This is a genomic window from Roseivirga sp. AWQ4_251, assembly GCF_056158225.1.
In genome coordinates, this window is sequence record NZ_JBSWSW010000002.1 from 1,363,506 (window position 1) to 1,386,282 (window position 22,777).

The window sequence follows — 22,777 nt, forward strand, 5'->3', positions numbered from 1 at the left end:
TACCTAATCGCCATCTCTTTTGTTTGAAAGAATAATATCGGATATCGTTTAATGGTGATGGAAGGCTAGTTTAGTGTTGCGTCTTCCATCTGCCCCAATTTTTTCATGTCAATTTTCATTATAGTCTCATTGTCGCGAATGAAAACAGGAACGAATTTCTTACCCCAAACAATTCGCTCATGACTATAGCTTCTTCTATCGTAGATCATGCGGGCATAAGTATTGTCAAAAGCTTTGAACATGATGATGATTTCTAGGCTATGTTGCTTCATGTCCGCTTTGGTCAAATTGTTTAGCGGGCTTTTCTCATCAATTGGGTGAACGATGGTCCATGTGGTGGACAGGAAATTGATTTTGGAGCGCTCTAGTTTTAAGGGTTGAAAAATTCTACGATCCTCCTCTTCATCCCATACCGTAGCCACAACCTCTACCTCATTTTCTATCAGTTGATTTTTGCCTCCGTTAGCAAAGCGAAACATCAAGGCGTTGATGTGGTGGTAAGGAGCAATGATGGCGTTTTCACTATACATGAGTTGTTTTCTGGGTTTTGAAAACCGGGCAAACATAAGACCTGTAGCTAAGGCTATTCCCAATAAGCCTAAAAATGATTCGAAAGCAGATAATATGCTTACCCAGTTGGAATTGGGGCTAAGGCCGCCAAAGCCTACGGTGGTTATGGTTTGTGTGCTGAAGTAAAATGCATCGAGAAAGTGGTGTAGCGTATCGGTATGATTTGCACCCGTAATCGCCCCCTTTCCCGCTAGGTAATACAGAACGGCAAATATGAGATTCACCACCACAAAAGATAGAAACAGAATAAGAATGAAGCCCAGCCAGTGCATGTTAATAAGCTCGTGGTAGGCGTCTAAAGAACTCCAGAAATTCAAGCCTTCCCGCTTTACATTGGAAATCCCGTCTGAGGTTATCATTCGGGTATTTTTGCCATAAGCCTTATTGCCAAAGCCGAGTTCTTGGCTTTTCTTCTGTTTTGGGTTAAAGCTTAAGGGGCTTTTCATGCAGGTTGATCTTAATTTTTAAAGCTAATAAATTGAAAGAATAAAAAGTTCTACGAATTTATTCGTAGTGGTCTTGCGTTTACGAAATAGTTCGTATATAATTGTTGTACGAAATGCTTCGTAATGATTTAACTCAAAATATCTGATATGAATAAGCCAACAGAATCTGAACTTGAAATACTGAAAGTTCTTTGGAATAAAGAGCCGTGTACGGTTCGTGAAGTGAATGATGAACTGAATAAAACCAGGGAAACCGGCTATACTACTACCTTAAAGTTGATGCAAATTATGGCTCAAAAAGGCTTAGTAGAAAGAGATGAAACCTCTCGCACGCATGTGTACAAGTCAGCTATTAATCAAAGTAAAGTACAGCAAACTTTACTTAATAGACTTGTTGAAAGTGCTTTTAGTGGTTCAGCGTCACAATTGGTAATGCAAGCCCTTGGTCAGGGTAAAGCTTCCCAAAGGGAATTGGACGAGATTAAAAAGCTTATTGAAAAACTAGAAGGAGGTGACGAATGAATGCGCTGATTAACCCACAATGGACAGCCATTATTGGCTCAACTTTGCTCGATTCGCTTTGGCAAGGAGCACTTGTTCTTATTCTAACTTTCCTTTTGCTCGCTTTCACAAAAAATGCACGTCCCGCCTTGCGCTTTAAAATTGTACTTGTAGCAATTTTGGCCCTTCCTATAATTTCAGGTTTCACATTTTATCAGCATTACCAGGATTATCGTGTTGAATCATCTCGATTATCTTCAATAGGACTTTTGGATTTGAATTTTGTATATGACAGCACGGAGTTTCATCAAACGGCTGTTGAATCATCTCCAATTTCTTCTTCCGTAGACCCTTTGGCTTTTTGGAGGGAATGGACTCAGAAAAATGCAGGCATTGCAATGGCCATTTGGTTGATTGGCTGCTTGTTATTCACAGTCAGAATGTTGGGAGGTTTTGTGTTTCTTAATCGCTTGAAATCCAACGCCAACGAAATTACCGATTCAGAATGGCTTGGCGTTCTTCAAGCTTATTGTGAAAAATTAAAAATTAAACAAAAAGTGCTTTTAAAGTACTCTGAAGCTATTTCTTCTCCTTTGGTGATGGGGGTAATAAAACCTGTGATTATTTTTCCTATGGGTTTAATTCAGGCGCTACCTACAGACCAAATTGAGGCAATTCTTCTACACGAACTCGCTCATATTCGAAGAATGGATTTTCTTATCAACATAGTTATCAACGTGTTGCAGGTTCTGTATTTTTATCATCCTGCATTTTGGTGGTTGAACGCTCAATTGGACGATGAAAGAGAGTTTGACTGCGATGAAAATGCCATGGAACTGGCCAACGGGCGACTGTCCTTGGTGAGGGCTTTGGCGAGTGTTTCTGAATTTCAATCCATGAATCATTCCCCTGCTTTGGCTTTTGCAAATCGTAAAAATCAAATGTTGAAAAGGGTTCAGCGAATTGCTCAAAGAAAATCAAACACCAATTGGTTAGGAGGTTTGCTTTCTATGGCTCTTTTGCTTTCGAGTTTTCTGTTGATGAGCTACGTTCAAAAACCAAGTGAAAGCCCTTTGGAATCAGCAGATGTTATGCTTCAAGCCATTGAACCGGAAGCATATAATTTGAGCACCGATCCTTTGAATATTGATACCATAAACGATTTTTCAATCCGTGAAATGGTTAAACAGGATACGGGCAAAGTTGCCAATGCTATTCTCGAAATGGTTCAGCCGAACAGTGCCGTGAAAGTGAAAACCTCAGCTTTAGGCGCTGTGGAAAGTATCAGCATTTCTGGAAGGAATTTGACGGGAGATGAATTTCAGACTTACAAGGAAGCTTATGAACAGCTCAGAGGCTTTGCCAAAAAATCAAATCTGGCAAAACAAACCATAGAAGAAGAGCAAGTTGAAGACTTAACCAGAAGAATGAAGGCGGAAATAGAGGCTATTTCGCAACTCGAAAGGGTTTCTTCGGAACAACAGTTGTCAAAGGAATTGCGTGAGGAGTTAGAACAACTCAAAATGAGACTTAAAGAAGTTAGCTTGCAATCTCTCGATTCCACCTCTGTTCTTCTTCAGCTCAAGAAGCTAGATATGGTTAAAGAATTGGAAAACCTAAAAGATGCTTTGGCCATTCAGGAGCAAATTATATCAACTCATAAGCTCATTGAACTTACAAAGGGAATCAAAGCTGACAGCAGTGTTTTTCAATTCCATGGCAAAATTTTGAGCGCACAGGAATTGAATGATCTCATCCCAATTGGAATGAAGGTGGTCGACATTGTGGATAATTACAGATTTATTGACTCCGTATCGCTGAAAGCACTGAATGTAAAATTAATCTCCTTGGATTCTGCGAAGATTTTTGAAAAGAAGGGAGACACACACTATTTCTATTCAACTGAAGAAGCTCAAAGAAAAGAGGCTAGAGAAAGGGTAAGCGTTAAAATCCGTTCAGCAAAATCTGATGATAAGGAGGTGGTTTATTTGATAGATGGTAAGGAGAGAAGTGAACAAGACTTTAGGCTTATCGATCCCAATTATATTCTAAGTATCTCAGTAGATTCCGGCTCGTCAGAAGAAAAGTCCTTTGTGAAGGTTTTGACAAAGCATGGGTATAAGAAAAGCAGATATGATAAAATCGTTTTGTTAACGGTAACTAGCCCCGATTATTCAGAAGCAATATTTAGCGATTGGATTCCCGAGAAGGAACAACTTGATTTAGCACTTAAAGATGTTCAGGGTTTAACGCCTATGATTGAAGTTAATGGCGAACTAAAACCTGATTGGACTTTTGAAAACTTGTACAACTTAGGTAGTGGCACCCTTGAAAAAATGGAAGTCATCAAGGGTGATAAAATGTATGAATTCTATAAGAAAAAGCAACTGAAGAAGCGTGAGGTTCTCATAAAGGTAAAAACGAAATAGTTGTGTCAACAAACTAGCTTGTAGCCGAAACCTCTCACGTTTAGAATTTCAACCGAATCGTCTGCAGCTAGTTTTTTACGCAGTTTGGAAATGAAAACATCCATGCTGCGAGCATTAAAAAAGTCGTCATTGCCCCAAAGCTTGTTCAAAATCAAGCTGCGGTCGGTGACGGCATTTTTGTTTTCGCACAAATGAAAAAGCACTTGTGCTTCTCTATGCGTAAGCTGATGTTCGTTTTCTCCTAACTGAAGCCTTTGTTTAGAAAAGTTGAAAGAGTACTTGCCAATCGCAATTTCTTCGGAAGATTCACGCCTCTTTTTTCTGTCCAATAAAGCATGAATTCTCACAATCAACTCTTCCATGCTGAAGGGCTTTTTCAAATAATCATTTCCGCCCAGGCCAAAGCCTTCCACAACATCTTCTGTTCTGGATTTTGAAGTCAGAAATATCACCGGGATGTTTTCATTGCTAGTTCTGATTTCTTTTACCAAAGTGAATCCATCCTTTTTGGGCATCATTACGTCAAGCACCAACAATTCTGGACTTTCATTTTTATAAACCCTCATGGCTTCTTCTCCATTTTCACAAAATAGAACCTCAAAACCACGGGTTTCCAAACTCTCTTTAACGATGGTTCCTAAAGCAGTTTCATCTTCAGCCAGCAATATTTTTATTTTCCGATCCATCTTAAATCGCTATTTCAAAACTGGTGAGTTGGGGTTTTAGAATCAATTTTATAGAGCCACCATGCTTCTCTATAATGCTTTTGGTATAGTACAAACCAATGCCAAATCCTTTAACATCATGTTGATTACCTTTGGGTATTCTATAGAATTTGTCAAATATTCTTTCCTTTTGACTCTTTTCTATAAAGCCTCCGTTGTCTTGTACAACCACTTGCGTAAAGCCATTTTTCTGATCTAAAGAAACAGTTATTTCATCTCCTCCATATTTAATGGCATTGTCGATCAGATTGGAAATAGCGTTTTCTAAATGAAATGGATCGGCCTCCACAATTACATCTTGTTGATGTTCCAAAAACCGAATGAACTTAGCTTCGCCCACCATTTTATATTTCTCAATCATGGTGTGCAACATTTGGCTAAAATTGAGAGGTTCTTTTCTCAGTTTAAGATCTTCGCTATCCAAGGTTGCTGTTTCCAAAAGCTTCTCCACCATAAGGTTTAGCTTTTCCAATTGCTGGTTCGAAATGCTTAAATATTTGGCGGTTTTAGCCGGATCGTTCGCTCGATTGAAATTTGCAATGCCTTCCAAAGCGGAATTTACCGTGGCAATAGGCGTTTTAAATTCGTGGGTAATGTTGCTAATCAAGTCATTTTTGATTTCGGCCAATTGCTTTTGTTGGTTGATAATGCGATACAAATAGAGTAGCGAGCCAATTACGGCTAAACAAATCAGCAAAGAAATCAGCATGTCGGCCATTCCTCTTTTCAGAATAATAAGAGAAGAATTGGGGAAATCTATTTCAATAGACTGCCCTTTGGGCAAGAAACTGGAGTTGGAAACAGTAGATAAATCGAAAGTTCTACCTTCTTTTGTGGTGAACTCACCCTTCAAAGTTGAGTCCTTAAAATGTTTAAGGCGATAGTCAATGTTCAGATTTCTTCGGTCCAATTCTGCCAATACCCCTTTATTGAGCTTTTTGAAATCCACAGTATCCCTTGTGAGGGATATGATAACCATCTTAGTAAACTCTTCAAATGCCTGACTTTTGGTTACGCTGTCTACTTTGCGAATTTTTATAGAAGAAGGAATGGAATCTTTAGAAAAATAGCCCATCAGTTTTGGAGCTCGATCGGAGTTGCCGTATGAGGTTACATGAATGGAGCCAAATGACAAATTGCCGTTTTTTACAATCGAATCGGCCATGCTGATTTGCATAAAGGGTTTGGATTTTCCGATACTGTCTAGCAAACTGTCGGCTGAAGTACTCCATGAAGAAGATACCGCCCCGCTTAGCATTTTTTTGATCTGAGGTCCTTTTTCATCCAGTTCCTCCGTCTTGAATTTGAGTACATCGGTTTTGGCCATAAAGGCATAATAGCTCTCTACACCATTGTCCAAGGCGGTTTGAACATCCTTAATAAAGCGTTCCTTGTTCAGTTGATAATTCTGAATATTCCGGTATACCTGAATGCCCACGGTGAGCAAAACCGTGCAGGAAATCAAATAGATAATAAGTTTGAACTTACCCTTTTTCACACTTCAAATATAGTGATTCAGCAATGGCTTAACGCCTTGGTTAACACTCGTTAACACTCGTTAACTCATTGTTTAGACTACTATGACTTGGTTTGAATATCGAAAAATCAAAGTCTACGGAAATGAAAAAACTCAACATCTTTTACCTCCTACTTTTTATCATCACTTTGGCCAGCTCACAGCTCAAGGCCCAAAACTTTCAAGGAGAAGCTCATTATCAGTCTGTCACCCAAATGAAGGGTTTTAGTGTTAAAGGCGATGGCATGGACCCAGAAATGGAAGCCAAAATTGCTGAACAGATGAAAAAGCAACTTCAGAAAGAGTTCACGTTGAAGTTCAATTTGACTGAATCGTACTGGAAAGAAGAAGAGAGTTTGGACGGTGCTCCAACCGCAGCATCTTCAGGCGGGGTTGTAATTAGAATGACAACTGCTGGAGGAACTGGCTTGTATAAAAACGTGGCTACACAGCGTTTTCTGCGTCAGGCCGATATTTATTCAAAGCCATTTTTAGTAGATGATGAACTGGAAACCAGAGAATGGAAGCTAACAGACGAGACGAAAAAAATTGGCAACTATATGGCTCAAAAGGCTGTCAGTACCAAAATTTCTGAACACAAAACCATGTCTTTCTCTAATGAAGGCGAAAACGAAATGAAAACCGTGACCGATACTGTTCAGATTGAAGCTTGGTACACGCCTCAAATTCCTGTATCGCAAGGTCCTGGCGATTATTGGGGTTTGCCGGGTTTAATTTTAGAAGTGTCGGACGGTAGAACCACGTATTTATGTACAAAACTCACTTTAAATCCTGAAGGTGGCGTGGATATAAAAATGCCCAACAAAGGCAAAAAAGTGACTCAGGAGGAGTATGAGGCCATTCGTGAGGAAAAAACTCAGGAGATGATGGAGAAATTCAGTTCCGAAAGTAAAGGAGGCAAAACCGTAATCAAAATTGGTGGTAATTAATCGGCAGCCCTAGGTCAATTCACAAACAACAGGCATGAAAAAACTTTCTACCATCATCATTTTGATGCTTGGCTTATCGGGCTTTGCTCTAAAAGCACAACAAAAGGTGGCTTTTGTGGGCGAAGTACGCGATTCGCTGGGTATTCCTTTGGAATTCGCCAATGTAATGGCCTTGGATACCGCTAAGAAAACCGTGGCTTCTTTTGGCGTTACCAACAATCAAGGTCAATTCAGGCTAAATTTAGAAGAAGGAAAAGTATACCAGTTAAAAGCTAGCTTCATTGGCTTTTTGGCTTTTGAGAAAATCATTACGGCTAAAAACAACACTGATATGCCCATGCTGATTGTGCTCAAAAATGACGTGACTCAACTAACGGATGTGGAGGTGGTGACCGAAATGCCCGTGCTCATTCAAGGCGATACCATAACCTACAAAGCTGAAGTCTTCACCCAAGGGAATGAAAGAAAGCTTCAGGATGTATTGAAGGATTTACCAGGGTTTGAAGTGGATGATAATGGTGAGGTCTCCGTTCAAGGCAAAAAGGTGAATAAGCTTTTGGTAGAAGGCAAGGAGTTTTTTGAAGGAGACACAAAACTGGCCACGAAAAACTTACCAGCCAACGTGGTAGACAAGGTTCAGGTGCTTCAAAATTTCAACGATGTTGGGCCTCTAAGTGGGGTGAATAACAGTGATCAATTGGCTCTAAACATTCAACTTAAGGACAATAAAAAGAATATGGTTTTTGGTGATGTGGCTGCTGGTGGAGGGCCTGAAGGCAGATATCGAGGTCACGCAAATGTGTTCTACTACGACCCCAAAACTAATGTCAATTTGATTGCCGATGCCAACAATATTGGAGAATTAGCATTTTCCATCAGCGACTTTTTTCGATTTACAGGAGGTTTGGGTGGTTTTGCCAGCAGAAGCGGATCAAGTTTTCAGGTAAGTTCAAATTCTTTGGGTATTCCAATGGCTGAAAGAAATAATGCTCAGGAACTGAATAACCAGTTGGGTGCGCTCAATTACAATTTCACCCCTACTAAAAAACTCAGGTTTTCTGGATTTGCCATTGGTTCCAAAGTCGATAATACCTTGGGGTCTATTTCTCAGAGAAAATATGTTCAGCAATCAGGTGAAAGCAACGAGTTACTGACTTCTGAATCTAACGTGAAGAGCACTTCGGGCCTCTTTAAGTTTGGAACGAAGTACGCGCCAAATCCAAGTTTGCAAATTGATTACAGCGCTTTTTCAAGAATTTCAGATTTGAGAAATGCCGATGCTCAAACCTCTCTTTTTAATGGAAATACCAATATGATTAACGGAGAAACGAGCCAAAAACCTTTTTCATTAGACCAACAGGTGCGCGGTTTCTATGCTCCGGGTGAAAAGAATGTTTTTTCTTTTGAGGCCGCTTATAAGTATAGCACGCAAGATCCTACTTACGATCTGTTGACTACACAGCGTCCGTTTGCTTCAATCATTCCTATGTCGGGAAATGAGCCCTATAATCTGCTTCAATTGAAGGAAGTCACAACCAATCAGGCAGAAGCTGCTTTTAACTATTACCGTATTTTGAACAAAACCAATCACATCAATTTCAAAATTGGGATGAACTATTCAGCACAGGATATGACTTCTGGTTTGGTCGAAAAATTAGAAAATGGATCGACTGAAGCCATTCAGGATCAGCAATTCAATAATTTGGTTGATTACGGTTTTGGAGATTACTATCTGGGAGTGTTGTACCGAACCAAAATGGGCAAGTTTACACTAAGCCCAAGCTTAAATTTGCATTACTACGATATTCAGAATAGCCAACTAGGAACCTCAGAATCTTTCAACAAAACATTACTGTTACCCAGTCTGAATGCCAAGTATGACTTCCGTAGGTCTCATTCAATTGCATTGAATTATAGTACCGAAGCGCAGTTTACAGATATTCAAAATGTAGCTCAGGGAATTCTAGTTCAAGGTTACAATTCCCTATTTGCGGGTAATCCTGCTTTGAAAAACAGTTGGTATCACAGCGCAAATCTTAGCTATTCAAATTTCAACATGTACAACTTCCTGAATATTTATGGAGGAATGAACTATCAAAAACGTTTTGACGACATCAGCAGCGTGATTGATTTTAGCGGATTGGAAAAAGTCAGTATGCCAGTCAATATCGATGTGGCCAATGAAATGTTGACGGGTTATGCCAGTGCCGACAAGCGCTTTGATCGTTTTCGTGTAGCACTATCAGGGAATTGGAGTTGTAGTATCACCAACAATTTGATCAGTGATGTTTCTAACGAGAACGTGAATTTTACGCAATCCTACAAAACCACATTTTCAACTTCTTTCTTTAAATCAATCTTTTGGGATTTAGGCTACGAGGTTTCATTCAGCGATTATCAAGGGAGAAGTGCAGGAAGTAAATTTGAAAATCATAAACCATTTTCTAAACTCAATATCAACTTTCTAAAAGGCTTTGTACTGGACATTAACTACGAATACAATCAGTATGTAAACACTTCTAATGACACGAAAAGTCAGTATGATTTATTGAATGCCGATTTGAGTTATAGAAAAGAAGGAAGTAAATGGGAATTCAAAGTTTCAGGAATGAACTTGATGAATACTACAGGCATCAGAAGAGATTCTTTCTCAAATAACTTGATCAGTACGTACGAATATTACATTCAAAAACGATATTATCTCTTCTCTGTAATGTATGATTTATAGTAAATAGCAATATATTAAAAGATAGTTGAAAGAGCGTGTACTTTTTAAGAGTACACGCTCTTTTTTCATGAACACGTTGTAATATTCTGTAAAACGGAGTTTCCAAATTCGAATTATTGTATTTCAGTTGCCAAATTTCACTCCATTTTGATTTTCGAATGGTTAAAAAATATTACTTTTAACAAGTATTTTTTTCTAACTAAAAACAGATTGGGTGAAACGGCTAGATGCTTTAAAACTGCATCATATGAAATCGAGGATCCAGATAGCGATTTTCGATGTTGAAGGCTTTTTAAGAGAAAGCTGTAATTCACTTTTTGATTTGCTGCCCAGCCAATCTGTTTATGACCAATCCACATATCTTCACGGTTTAGCCGAGGTTTTTCCAACCATGCAAATTGGCCATGTTCATGACTTTAAAGAAGTTGTTTGGGACGAAGAAGGAAGCCTTATGAATTTCCATTTTGAAAGAATGGAAGACGGGTTGATCAAAATGGTGGCCGAAAGAAGTTCTGCAGTATCTACTGGTGAACTAGCAGAAGATGTGCCCACTCAAATGGCCGAACTTCAGTTAGAATTGATTTCGCTTAAGCAGAAGGAATCGACACAGGTTGAATTGGCTCAAGGGATTATCTCTACTATCGAGGATTTAAATTCTTCCGTCAGTCTGATGCAAACAGAGCCAGAACGAGCTGAAGACCACTTTTCAGTAGTGAAGTTGGCAACCGAACAGTTGAATGCTGCAGTTAGCGATATGTTCGATTTGCCAGTTCAGCAAAAAACTGATGCTGAAGGTTTGACGTTTGAAAATCAAAGTGAAAGCTCAGAAGTTATGCCTTTGGTGAACCTCAAAGGGCATGCTGTTTTATTGGCTAATGAAGCATCAGAAAGCAGAAATTTGGTGCAAAGCTTTCTGGAGCAGAGCGGTGCGAAAGTTACCATGGCTACTGATGGTTTTGAAGCCCTTGAATTTTTGACGGATAAGGAGCCTGCTTTGGTTATTTCTGACTTAGAATTGCCCGAAATCAGTGGCATACAACTGTTAAAGCGCCAAAGGAAACAGAATTCTCAAATTCCTTTTATTTTTGTGAGTGGACATACTGCCGAAAGCCAAAATGGGCTCAAGCATTATGAAAACTGGCAATGCCTTCAAAAACCTTTGGATTTAAAGGCTTTGTCGAATTCCATTTCAAATGTGTTGGCGATGAACGAGAATTATAAGGTGGATTTATCCACATTGAAGAAAATTGTGGGAGGAGATGAAGGGTTTCTGAAAGAACTCATCGTTACGATTAGCGATACATTGCCTGGAGAAATGACCTTATTAACCAAAGCCGTTGAAAATGAGCAATGGGAACCTGCCCGCCAAGTGCTTCATAAAATTCGCCCGAGTATCGACTATTTAGGTGTTGCAAGCCTTATAGAACAAAGAAATGAACTTCACGAACTCGTTCACTCAGGAGAAAACAAGGCTTTAATTATCAGTTTGCATCAAGAGTTTGACCAAGGCGTTGCTTTAGCTTTGGCCGATATGCAGCAATACGTTTGATACTACTCTAGAATAGTAAGGAAATAGAAAAAGCCTCTTTTGGAGGCTTTATTTTTTAAAAGAGTGATTTCTTGATTTAGCTATTCCTGCCTTAAAGTTTGACTTGGGTTTTGCCTTGCCGTTTGAACTACGTGGCTGCTAACAATTAAAAAGGTCAAAATAACCGCCAAAACCGTTGCTATTACCAAAAGCAAATAATTGAAAGTGGCTTGGTATGCAAAATTTTCAACCCAACTGTTAATAACCCAATAGGTAATGGGTGCCGAAATAACTCCAGCGATAATCACGATTTTAAGTGTATCGGCAAAAATGATTTTAACGATTTGGCCAGTCATAGCACCAAGAACTTTCCTTATGCCGATTTCCTTTTTCCTTTGACTCACATTAAAAGCCGAAAGCCCGGAAAGGCCAATTAATGAAATGATCATGCATAGAACGGACATAGAAGTAATCAACTTACTTTGGTTACGATCGGCATCGTATTGAGCCTTTAAACTTTGGTTCAAATAGGTGTAATCGAACGGGTAATTAGGAACAGCTTCTTCCCAAACAGCCTGAATATTTGCAATCAATTTACTTTCATCATTCCCTGTTCTATACCTCACAATCATTTTGTTACCAGCATTTGGGTTGTAAACAAAAATCAAGGGTTCTATGGGATTGTGTAAGGAAAAGAAATTGAAATCTCTTACAACTCCAATAATTTGCCCGGGATCTTGTTGGCGAAAGAAACCGACTTTTTTACCAATTGGAGCATCCCAGCCAAGTTGCTTGGCTGCGGTTTCGTTTACCACAAAAAATGCATTGCCACGGGTTTCGTCACCACGAAAAAACTGGCCTTCTTTTAAGCCTATGCCAAATACTTTAAGGTAATCGGCTCCCCCATTGATGGTTTTGAATTCTTGCTGTTGCATTTCGCCATCCTTTTCAACCTTAAAAACTTGTTGGCCAATATCGGTTCCCGGTAAAAAGTTGGAAGATGTCACCGCTTCGATTTGCGGATTTTGTTCCAGCGCATCTTTTAGCACTTTGAACTTTGCCTCCGCAACACTGTCTTGGGTATTGATCACAATAATTTGATCCTTATCAAACCCCAAACTCTTGTTCTGCATAAAATTAAGCTGATCTTTCATCAACAATGTGCCTGTTAGCACAGCAATGGAAATAACAAATTGAAATAGAACGAGGCCTTTTCTGACCCAATTACCTCCCTTGCTCGCTACCCAAGTGCCCCTCAAGGCTTTCACAGGTTTGATTCGGGCCAAATAGAACGCTGGATATAAGCCGGAAACCAGACCTGTTAATAGAACCAAAGCCATAATGAGCGCAATCAAATCGGGCTGTTCAAAAAGATTGAAAGAGAAATTTACGCCAAGCAACGATTGAAATGAGCTGTGTTCAATGATAAACCAAGCAGCGACAATGCTCAAGAGTAAAGCGATAAAAACTTGTATCAACGATTCGAATAAAATGCCCAATTTCAATTTGGCCGAAGCTGATCCTAAAACCTTTCTGATGCCAATTTCTTTAGCGCGCAATCCTGCTCTGGCGGTTGATAAGTTTATATAATTGATGCACGCCAAGAATAATATGGATAAGCCAATAATGCTAAAAGCGAGCAAATTGGCTGGATTGCCTTTAGGAAAGTCGTCATCAATGGCCGCGCTATCATAGTGAATGTCAGGTAAGCTTTGAATTCTTAATTTGTGTTCTCCGTTAATTTGGTTGCCAAATGGCATGTAATACTTTTCGTTAAAGGCTTCGAATTTTTGTAGAAACTTAGCTTTGTCAAAACCTGGGCGCATAAGAATATAGTTGGCGCAATCAGCATTCCAGAGCACTTCGGAATTGAAAACGCCATTTTGCATAGCAAATGCCCTGGTTTGAACGCCAGAAACTAAAGCCTGAAATTTGAAGTGTGTATTTTCTGGTAGGTCTTTAAAAACGCCAGTGACTTTTACATTCTGATTGTCAATTTTTACAATTTCATTCAGTGCATTTCCATTGCCGAAAATTCTGGTTTTAAGACTTTCAGAAATAATGACCGATGACGGTTCTTTTAAGGCCGTTTTGCTATTTCCTTCAATAAGAGGAATTGAGAAAATGTCGAAAACAGCCGGATCGGTATAGAAAATGTCCCTTTCTGTATAAGGCTGGTTTTCATAACTCACTTCTCTTTTTTGAGCGCCAACAAAACGGGCATATGATTCTACTTCGGGAAACTCTTCGGCAAGTAGTGGAGGTAATTCACTGGCGGAAAACGCTGTGTTGAATTCAACACCAGGAGCTTTTAAGTTGTGGCTGAACCTATAAACTCGATCAGCGTTTTCGTGATATTGATCGTAAGTGAGTTCATTTTTTAAATACAGCATCAGCCAAATGGACGCTGTAAGGCCTAGCATAAGACCAAAAATATTGAGCAGGGTGAAGAATTTGTTTCGCCAAAGAAAGCGAAAGGCAAAGCGTAGATTGATTGTGTTCATGTTGAGTTTGAGTTTTCTTCAATCTACCAAACTTCAAAATCAGTTAAAAGCAATCGACTAATTTTTTAGTTGTTAAAATACCGTCCCTTAAACTGATTTTAAGAGTTAATTAACGTTAAAATAATTTCTGAATTACAACTTTTCCGCTCAGATATCGATCTTTGTATTAAGAAACACAACAGAAGGCAGAGTTCTTCCGTTATGAAAGAAAAGAAATAAGGAGAAATATAAAATTCCTTATTATCTCAAATTAAAATAGGATTCATGGATTGCGAGTGAGTGATCCTCTTCATATAGTTAGTAGTTTATTTGTTTAGAACCCGAGGAGTAGTTAACCTCGGGTTTTTTTATGGCCATGCAAATCGGTTGATACAGGCTGGCCAAGCCATTTTTATCTTCTTTCCACTAACTTTTAAAATCGGCTCCTCACTTTGGTTTCATTTTGTAAATTGTGGCATGAACGAAGCCTCTTTTACCATTTTCGTAGTTGAAGACGATGAATGGTACCGCAAACTTTTAGTATATACACTCGAATTAAATCCAGATTTTAAGGTTTTGGCTTTTGAAGACGGAAAGTCACTTTTAGCCCAACTGCAGGAAAAGCCTCAGATTATCACCTTGGATTATCGTCTTCCCGATACCAACGGAGAAGAACTTCTTAAGAAAATCAGGGAAGTTTCACCAGAAACTAAAGTGGTAATCATTTCCGAACAAAGCGAAATCGATACCGCAGTAGGCTTGCTCAAAAATGGAGCTTACGATTACATTACTAAAACGAAGGACATTAAAGACAGGCTTCATAATGTAATTAAGCATATTAGAGAAAGGTCTTCTTTGGAAGAACGTATCGAGGTGCTTCAATCAGAAGTTGAGCAGAAATATGATTTTCAGAATTCGATAATTGGTAATAGCGATGCGCTTAAAAAGGTTTTTAACCTTATTAAAAAGGCTACCATTACTAACATTTCTGTAATTATAAATGGAGAAACAGGTACAGGTAAAGAGCTTGTGGCTAAGGCTGTGCATTATAATTCAGATAAAAAGAATGCACCATTTGTAGCCGTAAACATGAGTGCCATTCCTAAAGAATTGGCCGAAAGTGAATTGTTCGGTCACGAAAAGGGATCTTTTACGGGCGCGGCCAGCCGCCATATTGGTAAGTTTGAACAAGCCAACGGAGGTACCTTATTCTTAGATGAAATGGGCGAAATGGACAAAACCCTTCAAGCCAAAATTCTGAGAGCACTTCAAGAAAAGGAAATCACGCGTGTTGGGGGAAAGGAAACCATAAAGATCAATTGCCGAATTATTGCGGCCACTCACCGAGACTTGATCGATGAAGTAAAAGCTGGCAACTTCCGTGAAGATTTATACTATCGTCTTTTCGGTTTAACCATTAAACTTCCTCCTTTAAGAGAAAGAGGTAAAGATGTGGTGGTTTTGGCCAAGCACTTTATCGAGAATTTCTGCAACGAAAATAAACTGCCGAAAAAAACGCTTTCTAGCGATGCCAGCAAAAAGTTGATGGGATACACCTTCCCAGGAAATATCCGAGAACTTAAATCGGTGGTAGAACTTGCTGTGGTAATGGCTGAAACAGAAACCATAAAACCAGAGGATATTTCATTCGGTACAAAAGATATGGTGGCAGAGCTTTCCGGAGAAGAAATGACTTTGAAAGAGTACAATCAGCGCATTGTTAAACTCTACCTCAAAAACTACGATGACGATATTAAACTAGTGGCCCAAAAATTAGATATTGGCCAATCTACCATTTACCGCATGCTAAAGGAAATGGAGTAAAAATTCCACAGAATCTCTTTCAATTTGAAAAATCCACTCTCAAAAGTAGAGTGGATTTTTTGTTTCAATATGTTAAATTACTGAAAATCAGTTATTTATAATTTTTCTCAAACTTGGTCTCTTTTTGGCAACTATAAGGTCAAAAGATTAAGAGTTATGAGAACCATCAGACAACTTCTTATCGCAATCATAATAGTAGGCTCGGTGTCTACTGCTTATGCGAAAACAGGAAATCCTGGAAATACGGATCCCAAAGTTCCTGCGCCATTGGCAATGCAATATAATGGGTACGTTAGAAATGCTTTTGGAATTAGAGCTTTAGGTACTACTGGAATCACTTTTAAACATTTCAATAGTCGCTCGAAAGCCTTCGAAGCCATTCTAGGTTTGGGATACAATTCCTTGAGTTTTACAGGGCTTTCTGAACATTATGCACAGGCCTTTAACAGTTCAAATGTGAACGTTTATTATGGTTTGGGTGGCCATGCCGTAGTGGCTTCGGACACGCGCTATAATGTAGAAAATGAAAGGTTTAGCGATGCAGAAGATGATTTTGGCCTAGGGGTAGACTTTATCATGGGTTTAGAAATGGTCATTCCAAATTCTCCAATAGCAATTAGTCTTGATGTTAAGCCCTTTTTCGAAGTAGCCACTTCGGGCAACGCCTATATAGGTTTAGATCCAGGGCTTGGCGTAAAAATCATGTTTTAGAAAATTAATTCAGTTAATCATAAATAACAGTAGCCATGAAAATTAACAATTCAAAACCAGGCAGAATGCTTTTAGCACTAGCCGCGTTCGCCACTGTGGGGCTGGCGTCTTGCAGTAATGGCGAAAAAGAGAGAGTAATTCAGGAGCAGTCTACTTCGCTTCAAGAAATGGAAGCGGAAATAGCTGAGAGAGATTCGGCCTTTAATGAGGTTCTAAATATGCTAAACAAGGTTGAAAATCAAGTAGCCACTATCGTGGAAAAAGAAAACTTGGTAGCCAACGCCCAGCAGGGAGATAACGGTAACAACAAAGATAAACTTCTTAAAGAGTTGGCTTTGATCGACAATCTAGTAGAGCAATCGAACAAAACAATTAAAGAGCTGAACGGAAAGCTTCAGACTACCGACATGCGACTTACTGGTTTTCAAAAAAGAATCAACCAGTTGACCCAAGATTTGGAAGAAAGAAGCGGAACGATTGCCGATTTGAGAGCGCAAATCAGTCAGAAGGACAGACAAATAGAAGTGTTTGCTGGCCGATATGATTCGCTTCAGATCGAAGCTGCCACCCAAACCAGAATTATTGATGAAAGAGATAGAGAAATCGATCTTTTGACCTCAGTAAATGATGATTTGAATAAGGTACACTATGCAGTTGGTTCTTATAAAGATTTGAAAGAAAGAGGTTTAGTTTCTAAAGAAGGTGGATTCCTTTGGTTTGGCAGAACCGTGGATTTAAACGAATCGGCTAATCAAGAAGAGTTTATTGAAACCGACATCAGAAACTTTAACAAGCTTCCTCTTGAAGCTGATAAAGTAGAATTAGTTACCGAACACCCAGCTGATTCATATGTAATTGTTCAGGATGAGAATGAGGAGAACATCAAATATTTGGAAATCACCGACCCAGCTAAATTCTGGAAAGTGTCTAAATACTTAGTGATCTCAACTAAAAGCTAGTTAATAGCCAATCACCTAACAATTGAATCAAAAGAGAGGGATGTGCCCAGTTAGCCGGGCACATTCCCTTAAACCAAAACTTAAACTTACTAACATGAAGACCATAAGATTTATTTGCCTTGCGGCTCTAATGATAGTTTGTGCTTCTTCAGTAAAAGCGCAAGCAGGTTTAACCATCGGAGCCAATGTTTCTAACCTCTATGTGGATAACGTAGATGACGAAAATGCCAAAGTAGGTTTGAACATCGGGGTTTTCAACAAGAGCAAAATCAACAGTGTAATGGGCGTTCAATATGAAATGCTTTATTCACAAAAAGGCGCAGCCTTGCAGTACAATAACTTTCTGTCGGGCAGCGGTACATACAGGTTCAATTTGAATTACATCAAAGTGCCTGTAATGCTTACAGCAGATGTAGGCAGACTTAACTTTCAAGCGGGTCCTTACGCATCGGTTTTAGTGAATGCTAAAATTAAAGATGTAGATGGTGACGGTACGATTAACAGCGTGCAAGAACTTGACCGAGACGATTTCAATACATTGGACTACGGTGCGGTGGCAGGATTAGGATATGATTTTGCCGGGGGCACGATGGGACTAAGATATAATTATGGTTTCCGAGAAATCGGCAAATCAGGATCATTTGCTGGCGAAGCAGCCGAAAAGGCTAAAAACTCAGCATTAACGATATATATTGGTTTCCATTTTTGATGGTTCTTTGGAGGCCATATATGATGCAGGGACCTGACGGGTCCCTGTTATTTTTTTGAACCGTGTAAAAACATAACGGTATAGTTTACAAGAACTTGCGTCAACAGAACAATAATCGCTTTGCTCAGCGATTATTTTTAATTTTGGCCATGCGAAAACTTCAGAATGACGAGTTGAACAGACTCTCCGTTGATGAATTTAAAACAGCCGATAAGCAGCCTGTCATATTAGTGCTCGACAATGTGCGCAGCATGAATAATGTGGGTTCGGCTTTTAGAACCAGCGATGCCTTTGCCATTGAAAAAGTTTACTTATGCGGAATTACGGCAAAACCACCTCACAGAGAAATCAATAAAACAGCTTTGGGAGCTACCGAATCTGTAGAATGGGCGCACGTAGAAAGTACTGTTGAATTGTGTCGTGATTTGCAGAGCCAAGGCTATACGGTTTTGGCTGTAGAACAGGCTGATAAAAGCATTTCACTAGAAGATTTTTCGGCTAAAAGTGGCGGAAAGTATGCCTTCATTTTTGGAAATGAAGTGTTTGGCGTTGAAGATGAAGTTGTGGCTGCGGCAGACCATGTTCTGGAAATTCCTCAATTCGGAACCAAACATTCCCTTAATATTTCAGTAAGTATAGGAGTGGTTCTTTGGCATGTAACCAATCAGTTAAAATTTGCCTAACCACATGGACTATATATCTTCAAACCAGAACGCTCTATGAAAGAAATCAGCAATAAGGGAAAAGTAAACCGCTTTAAGTTCCTTATTTATTTTTACCTGCTATTTGTGGTATTCATCTTCGTTTACAAATATTTGATTGTTCCTGAAATGACCACTTGGGTGCTTTTAGTGGCCTTTGCTCCTATTTTCGGTTTTCTTTCCAGCTTGGTAAATTGGCCTATTTATTTGCAGGTAGTGGAGGCCAATGGTGGCGTGGTGATCAATTCAAAAAAGCTGTTCTCAAAAAAGCAGAAATCGCTTTTGATTAACAAATACAACTTCGATAGCTACTTCGAAACCGATCATTTGCATATTGGATTAAATATTCTGAATGAAAAGGATGAGCTTAAAAAGCATAAAATCAGAATTAGCTGGCTAAGAATAAAAGACTTAAGGGCTTTGGAAGAAAAGCTAAGGGAAATAAATCCTTATGCTCCTGTAAAGGAACAGTAGAGCTGGTTTTAAAGCATTTTGAACGCAAAGCGTCTTTTGATTTTTCTCCTGAAGCTTTGCGAAAGATCTATTTGTACAGGCTTTGACTTTCTTGTGTTCTTACAAAGTCTGAAACAATATGGTAGAAGAGGCCTCAAAATCAGTTTGAGGCCTCTTCTATTTTCCATAATTCCAGGTTGTTCTAACTACTCATATCTCAAGCTTTTCACTGGATTTGCCGAAGCGGCTCGAATCGAATGATAGCTCACCGTAATCAATGCAACGATTATGGAAGCCATTCCTGCAATCAGAAATGCGCTGATTCCCAAACCAACTTGGTATTCGAACCCTGAAAGCCAATCGTTTAAGAAGAAATAGGAAAGCGGAATGGCCAGCCCAAAGCCTAGCAATACCAAAAGCATAAAGTTTTTAGCCAAAAGCAGAATCAAGTTGATCACATTGGCTCCCAGTACTTTGCGAATTCCTATTTCCTTGATTCTTTGTTCGGCAGCAAACGAAGCCAAACCGAAAAGCCCTAATAACGAAATGAATACGGCAATGGCCGTAAAGCAATTGGCCATGGTGCCAATATTCGTTTCTCTTCTGTAAAGGTTCTCGTATTCTTCGTCTATAAAATTGTATTCGAAAGGATAAAGCCCGTTGATTTCTTCAAACACGGTTTTGATGTAGTTGATGGTGGCTTCGGTATTGGCGCCATTGGTTTTCATAAATACAAATTCCGCAGCCTCAGGCCTTAAGCTAATTACCAAAGGGTCGATTTTATTATGTAGAGAAGCGAAGTGAAAATCCTTTACAATACCGACTACTTTGCCAGTTCTACTCCAGAATGTAACAGGGTAATTGAGTGGATCTTCAATACCCATCAATTTCGCTGTTTGCTCATTGATAATCACATTGGCCGAGTTGCTGGCCATGGCTTCGTCAAAGGCTCTGCCTTCTTTCATTTCCATACCCATGGTTTTGATAAAATCGTTGCTCACCTGCAACACCTGAAAAAGCACATCGCTTTCTGGGTCTTTTCCGTCCCATTTAAATCCACCCGAAGTAGAATTGCCAATATTTAAAGGCGTGTTGTTCGCGGTAGTTACGCTACTGATGTTGGGGTTTTCTAGCATTCGCGATTTAAACAAATCAATGTTGCTGGCTTCACTTAATTTGCCTTCCATAGGCACATAAATGATGTTCTCTTTATTATAGCCTAAGTTTTTGTTTTTCACGTAGTTAATTTGGTTATGAACTACCAAGCTGCTGATAATCAAGAATATTGAGATCAGAAATTGAAAAACTACCAAGCCTTTTCTAATACCGTTGGTCCATCCCGATGAACGGAAACTTCCTTTAAGAACCTTAACCGGGGTGAACGAAGAAAGAAAGATGGAAGGATAACTTCCCGCCAGTAAACCCACGATCAATGCAATACCTAAAATAGAAAACAGATTAGAAGGGTTGAGTAATGAAAAGGCCATCTGTTTTCCCGTAAAATCATTGATTGAAGGCAAAACTAACATGGCAATTAAACCTGCTACTAAAGAAGAAACAGCTGCCATAATAATGGATTCACCCATAAACTGAGCAATCAGCAAGCCTTTGGAAGAACCAACCACTTTTTTCACACCAACTTCCTTTGCTCTTTTAGAAGAACGAGCTGTAGCAAGATTCATAAAGTTGATACAGGCAATGGCAAGGATAAAAATGGTGACATACATAAATAACCTCACATAAGTGATTCGGCCACCTGCCTGCTTTCCATCTTTATAATTGCCATACAGATATCGGTCGGCAATATTTTGGACAAATAGCTGAACAACGGAATTTTCATTCTTCTCTTGAATAAAGGTTTTGATTTTACTGTTGAAAGCATCAATATCTACGCCTTCGTGGAGTTTTACATAATCTCGAATTCCGTTATTCCCCCAGTCTTCTAGCCAAGTGTTTTGAACCAACCAAGGTTGAATAGGCAATATGAACTCATGATTGAAGGTAGAATTAGCGGGAAGATTTTCGTAAACACCACCAATTTTATAGTCGCCCCAACCATTTACCGTTACGGTTTTATTGAGTGCATCGCCTTTGTTAAACAGTTTTTCTGAAAGGGATTTTGAGATGTAAACTACATCTGGGGCTTCCAACGCATTTTCCGAAGAGCCTTGTATAAAGTCGTGTTTAAAGATTTCGAAAAAGCCATCACTGGCTACTCTGCCGTTGCTTTTAAAAGATTGGTCGCCAAGAATGAAAAGTCTTTCCTGCGGCCATGTCACTTGGCTGATGTATTCTACTTCGGGCACTTCTTCTTCAAAAGCCTTTTTTAATGGACCAGGATTGGCTTCTGTCGTAAAAATGCCAGTGGAATAAGTTTGATGTTCCAATACCTGAAAAATCCTGTCGGAATCGTCAAAGAATGTGTCTACTGATTTTTCATCTTCAATGTATAAGAACAAGATGAGGCTGGCCGAAATGCCAACGGTTAAGCCGAGTATGTTTAAAAGGGAGTAGCCGCGTTCTTTCCAGAAAACGCGGAGCGCTGTTCTAATTATGTTTTTGACCATTATTTTGAAGTTTGAGTTTTGTGTTCAGACGATTAAGCCTGAAATACATTACTTCAAAGACATGAAAAAGTAACCTTAGCTGCTCCGAGCCGAAGAATCTTAGATTAAAAAGGTTGAAAAAATTTCAATTAATTTTGGCGTCATGCATTGCATATTAAAAGGCCTTCATTAAATTTGCACTCCCAATTCGCTACAAGAGTGAAGCAAAAGGGTTGAAATACAAGCGAGAGTAGCTCAGTTGGTAGAGCACAACCTTGCCAAGGTTGGGGTCGCGGGTTCGAATCCCGTCTCCCGCTCATAAAAAGAAAGCGTGAACGCGGTTTTCCCGATCAGGGTTAAATCCTTTCTCGCTTTTTTATTTTAAAGCCATATCAAGATTTCCAGCTATCTGATAGCTGAAGCCGGAGTGGTGGAATTGGTAGACACGCAAGACTTAAAATCTTGTGAGCATCTGCTCGTGCGGGTTCAAGTCCCGCCTCTGGTACGTTTAAAGCCCCTTTTTAAGGGGCTTTTTCGTTTAGAGGATTTGGGTACAACATAGGTACAACAAAATTAGATTTGAGGCCATCCCTTGGAAGAGATTAACAACGCAATCAAACTCCTTAACAAATACCTAAAGAGAATGACTGATACGTGCGACATTGATAAAAACTTATCCAATCATATCGCTCGCCATAGTTTCGGAAATATTGCAGGAGACAATACACACCCATTAATGCCTCGAAAACTCTACCAGCATACCGACCTGAAAACCACAATAAATTATCAGGCCAACTTCATTCATAAGGAAGCGGATGAAGCATTGGATAAATCGCTAAACTCCTAAGGCTTAATACCTTCTGATCTTCATGTTAGTCAACACCTCACCACTAACCCGGATGAAGTGCTTAAAGTATAGATTAAATCATATTGTGGACAATTAATTGCTCTTCAAATACTCTGACTTAATCATTTTCTTTAATTTATAATCAATTTCG

General features: G+C 39.3%; 17 protein-coding genes and 2 tRNA genes. 14 read left to right on the top strand and 5 right to left on the bottom strand.

Annotation, left to right across the window (positions count from 1 at the left end; all coding sequences use genetic code 11):
* Positions 1-65 precede the first annotated feature (65 nt).
* On the bottom strand, positions 66-1,016 hold the full coding sequence (locus ACXACJ_RS19980) for an ion channel (protein WP_475136196.1): 951 nt from the start codon (positions 1,014-1,016) through the stop codon (positions 66-68).
* 147 nt (positions 1,017-1,163) lie between these two features.
* On the opposite strand from ACXACJ_RS19980, the gene ACXACJ_RS19985 reads away from it, so the two are divergent.
* Together ACXACJ_RS19985 and ACXACJ_RS19990 are read left to right on the top strand one after the other, a co-directional pair.
* Positions 1,164-1,538, top strand: coding sequence for a BlaI/MecI/CopY family transcriptional regulator (locus ACXACJ_RS19985; protein ID WP_475136197.1), 375 nt, complete (start codon positions 1,164-1,166; stop codon positions 1,536-1,538).
* Positions 1,535-3,946, top strand: a complete 2,412-nt coding sequence (locus ACXACJ_RS19990; protein WP_475136198.1) for a M56 family metallopeptidase — start codon at positions 1,535-1,537, stop codon at positions 3,944-3,946. Before ACXACJ_RS19985 ends, ACXACJ_RS19990 begins: the two co-directional genes overlap by 4 nt.
* Positions 3,947-3,951: 5 nt before the next feature.
* Here ACXACJ_RS19990 and ACXACJ_RS19995 read toward each other — a convergent pair whose 3' ends face one another.
* Positions 3,952-4,632 carry a response regulator transcription factor gene (locus tag ACXACJ_RS19995; RefSeq protein ID WP_475136199.1) on the bottom strand — a complete coding sequence of 227 codons (681 nt, stop codon included), beginning with the start codon at positions 4,630-4,632 and terminating at the stop codon, positions 3,952-3,954.
* Between the two features lies 1 nt (position 4,633).
* Positions 4,634-6,169 (bottom strand): sensor histidine kinase, encoded by a 1,536-nt coding sequence (locus ACXACJ_RS20000; RefSeq protein WP_475136200.1) that lies wholly within the window; start codon positions 6,167-6,169, stop codon positions 4,634-4,636.
* A 122-nt stretch (positions 6,170-6,291) separates the two neighbouring features.
* Here ACXACJ_RS20000 and ACXACJ_RS20005 point away from each other — a divergent pair, with 122 nt between their 5' ends.
* The 3 genes from ACXACJ_RS20005 to ACXACJ_RS20015 all read left to right on the top strand — a co-directional run bounded on the left by ACXACJ_RS20005 (position 6,292) and on the right by ACXACJ_RS20015 (position 11,414).
* Positions 6,292-7,137, top strand: a complete 846-nt coding sequence (locus ACXACJ_RS20005; RefSeq protein WP_475136201.1) for a GLPGLI family protein — start codon at positions 6,292-6,294, stop codon at positions 7,135-7,137.
* Between the two features lie 34 nt (positions 7,138-7,171).
* Positions 7,172-9,865 (top strand): outer membrane beta-barrel protein, encoded by a 2,694-nt coding sequence (locus ACXACJ_RS20010; protein WP_475136202.1) that lies wholly within the window; start codon positions 7,172-7,174, stop codon positions 9,863-9,865.
* Between the two features lie 247 nt (positions 9,866-10,112).
* A complete protein-coding gene (locus tag ACXACJ_RS20015; protein ID WP_475136203.1) occupies positions 10,113-11,414 on the top strand; it encodes a response regulator in 1,302 nt (433 codons plus the stop codon).
* A gap of 80 nt (positions 11,415-11,494) precedes the next feature.
* Here the strand turns inward: ACXACJ_RS20015 and ACXACJ_RS20020 are convergent, their stop codons facing one another.
* Positions 11,495-13,897, bottom strand: a complete 2,403-nt coding sequence (locus ACXACJ_RS20020; protein WP_475136204.1) for an ABC transporter permease — start codon at positions 13,895-13,897, stop codon at positions 11,495-11,497.
* 456 nt (positions 13,898-14,353) lie between these two features.
* On the opposite strand from ACXACJ_RS20020, the gene ACXACJ_RS20025 reads away from it, so the two are divergent.
* The 6 genes from ACXACJ_RS20025 (at position 14,354) to ACXACJ_RS20050 (ending at position 19,254) form a co-directional block, all read left to right on the top strand.
* Entirely contained in the window at positions 14,354-15,700 is a 1,347-nt protein-coding gene (locus tag ACXACJ_RS20025; RefSeq protein ID WP_475136205.1) for a sigma-54-dependent transcriptional regulator, read from the top strand.
* A 156-nt stretch (positions 15,701-15,856) separates the two neighbouring features.
* Positions 15,857-16,411: a hypothetical protein gene (locus tag ACXACJ_RS20030; RefSeq protein ID WP_475136206.1), complete on the top strand. Its 555-nt coding sequence runs from the start codon at positions 15,857-15,859 to the stop codon at positions 16,409-16,411.
* 35 nt (positions 16,412-16,446) lie between these two features.
* Complete coding sequence (locus ACXACJ_RS20035) at positions 16,447-17,370, top strand: Cbp1 family collagen-binding glycoprotein adhesin (protein ID WP_475136207.1); 924 nt, start codon at positions 16,447-16,449, stop codon at positions 17,368-17,370.
* 94 nt (positions 17,371-17,464) lie between these two features.
* A complete protein-coding gene (locus ACXACJ_RS20040) occupies positions 17,465-18,079 on the top strand; it encodes a porin family protein (protein WP_475136208.1) in 615 nt (204 codons plus the stop codon).
* Positions 18,080-18,228: 149 nt separating this feature from the next.
* The gene (locus ACXACJ_RS20045; RefSeq protein ID WP_475136209.1) at positions 18,229-18,762 is read left to right on the top strand and encodes an RNA methyltransferase; all 534 of its coding nucleotides are present in this window, start codon (positions 18,229-18,231) and stop codon (positions 18,760-18,762) included.
* A 36-nt stretch (positions 18,763-18,798) separates the two neighbouring features.
* The gene (locus ACXACJ_RS20050) at positions 18,799-19,254 is read left to right on the top strand and encodes a hypothetical protein (RefSeq protein WP_475136210.1); all 456 of its coding nucleotides are present in this window, start codon (positions 18,799-18,801) and stop codon (positions 19,252-19,254) included.
* 185 nt (positions 19,255-19,439) lie between these two features.
* On the opposite strand, the gene ACXACJ_RS20055 is transcribed toward ACXACJ_RS20050, so the two are convergent.
* Positions 19,440-21,800: an ABC transporter permease gene (locus ACXACJ_RS20055; protein ID WP_475136211.1), complete on the bottom strand. Its 2,361-nt coding sequence runs from the start codon at positions 21,798-21,800 to the stop codon at positions 19,440-19,442.
* A 223-nt stretch (positions 21,801-22,023) separates the two neighbouring features.
* Between ACXACJ_RS20055 and ACXACJ_RS20060 the strand changes: the two genes are divergently transcribed.
* The 3 genes from ACXACJ_RS20060 to ACXACJ_RS20070 all read left to right on the top strand — a co-directional run bounded on the left by ACXACJ_RS20060 (position 22,024) and on the right by ACXACJ_RS20070 (position 22,626).
* Positions 22,024-22,096 (top strand) — tRNA-Gly (locus ACXACJ_RS20060).
* 104 nt (positions 22,097-22,200) lie between these two features.
* Positions 22,201-22,284 (top strand) — tRNA-Leu (locus tag ACXACJ_RS20065).
* Positions 22,285-22,422: 138 nt separating this feature from the next.
* The gene (locus ACXACJ_RS20070) at positions 22,423-22,626 is read left to right on the top strand and encodes a hypothetical protein (RefSeq protein ID WP_475136212.1); all 204 of its coding nucleotides are present in this window, start codon (positions 22,423-22,425) and stop codon (positions 22,624-22,626) included.
* The last annotated feature ends 151 nt before the right edge of the window (positions 22,627-22,777 follow it).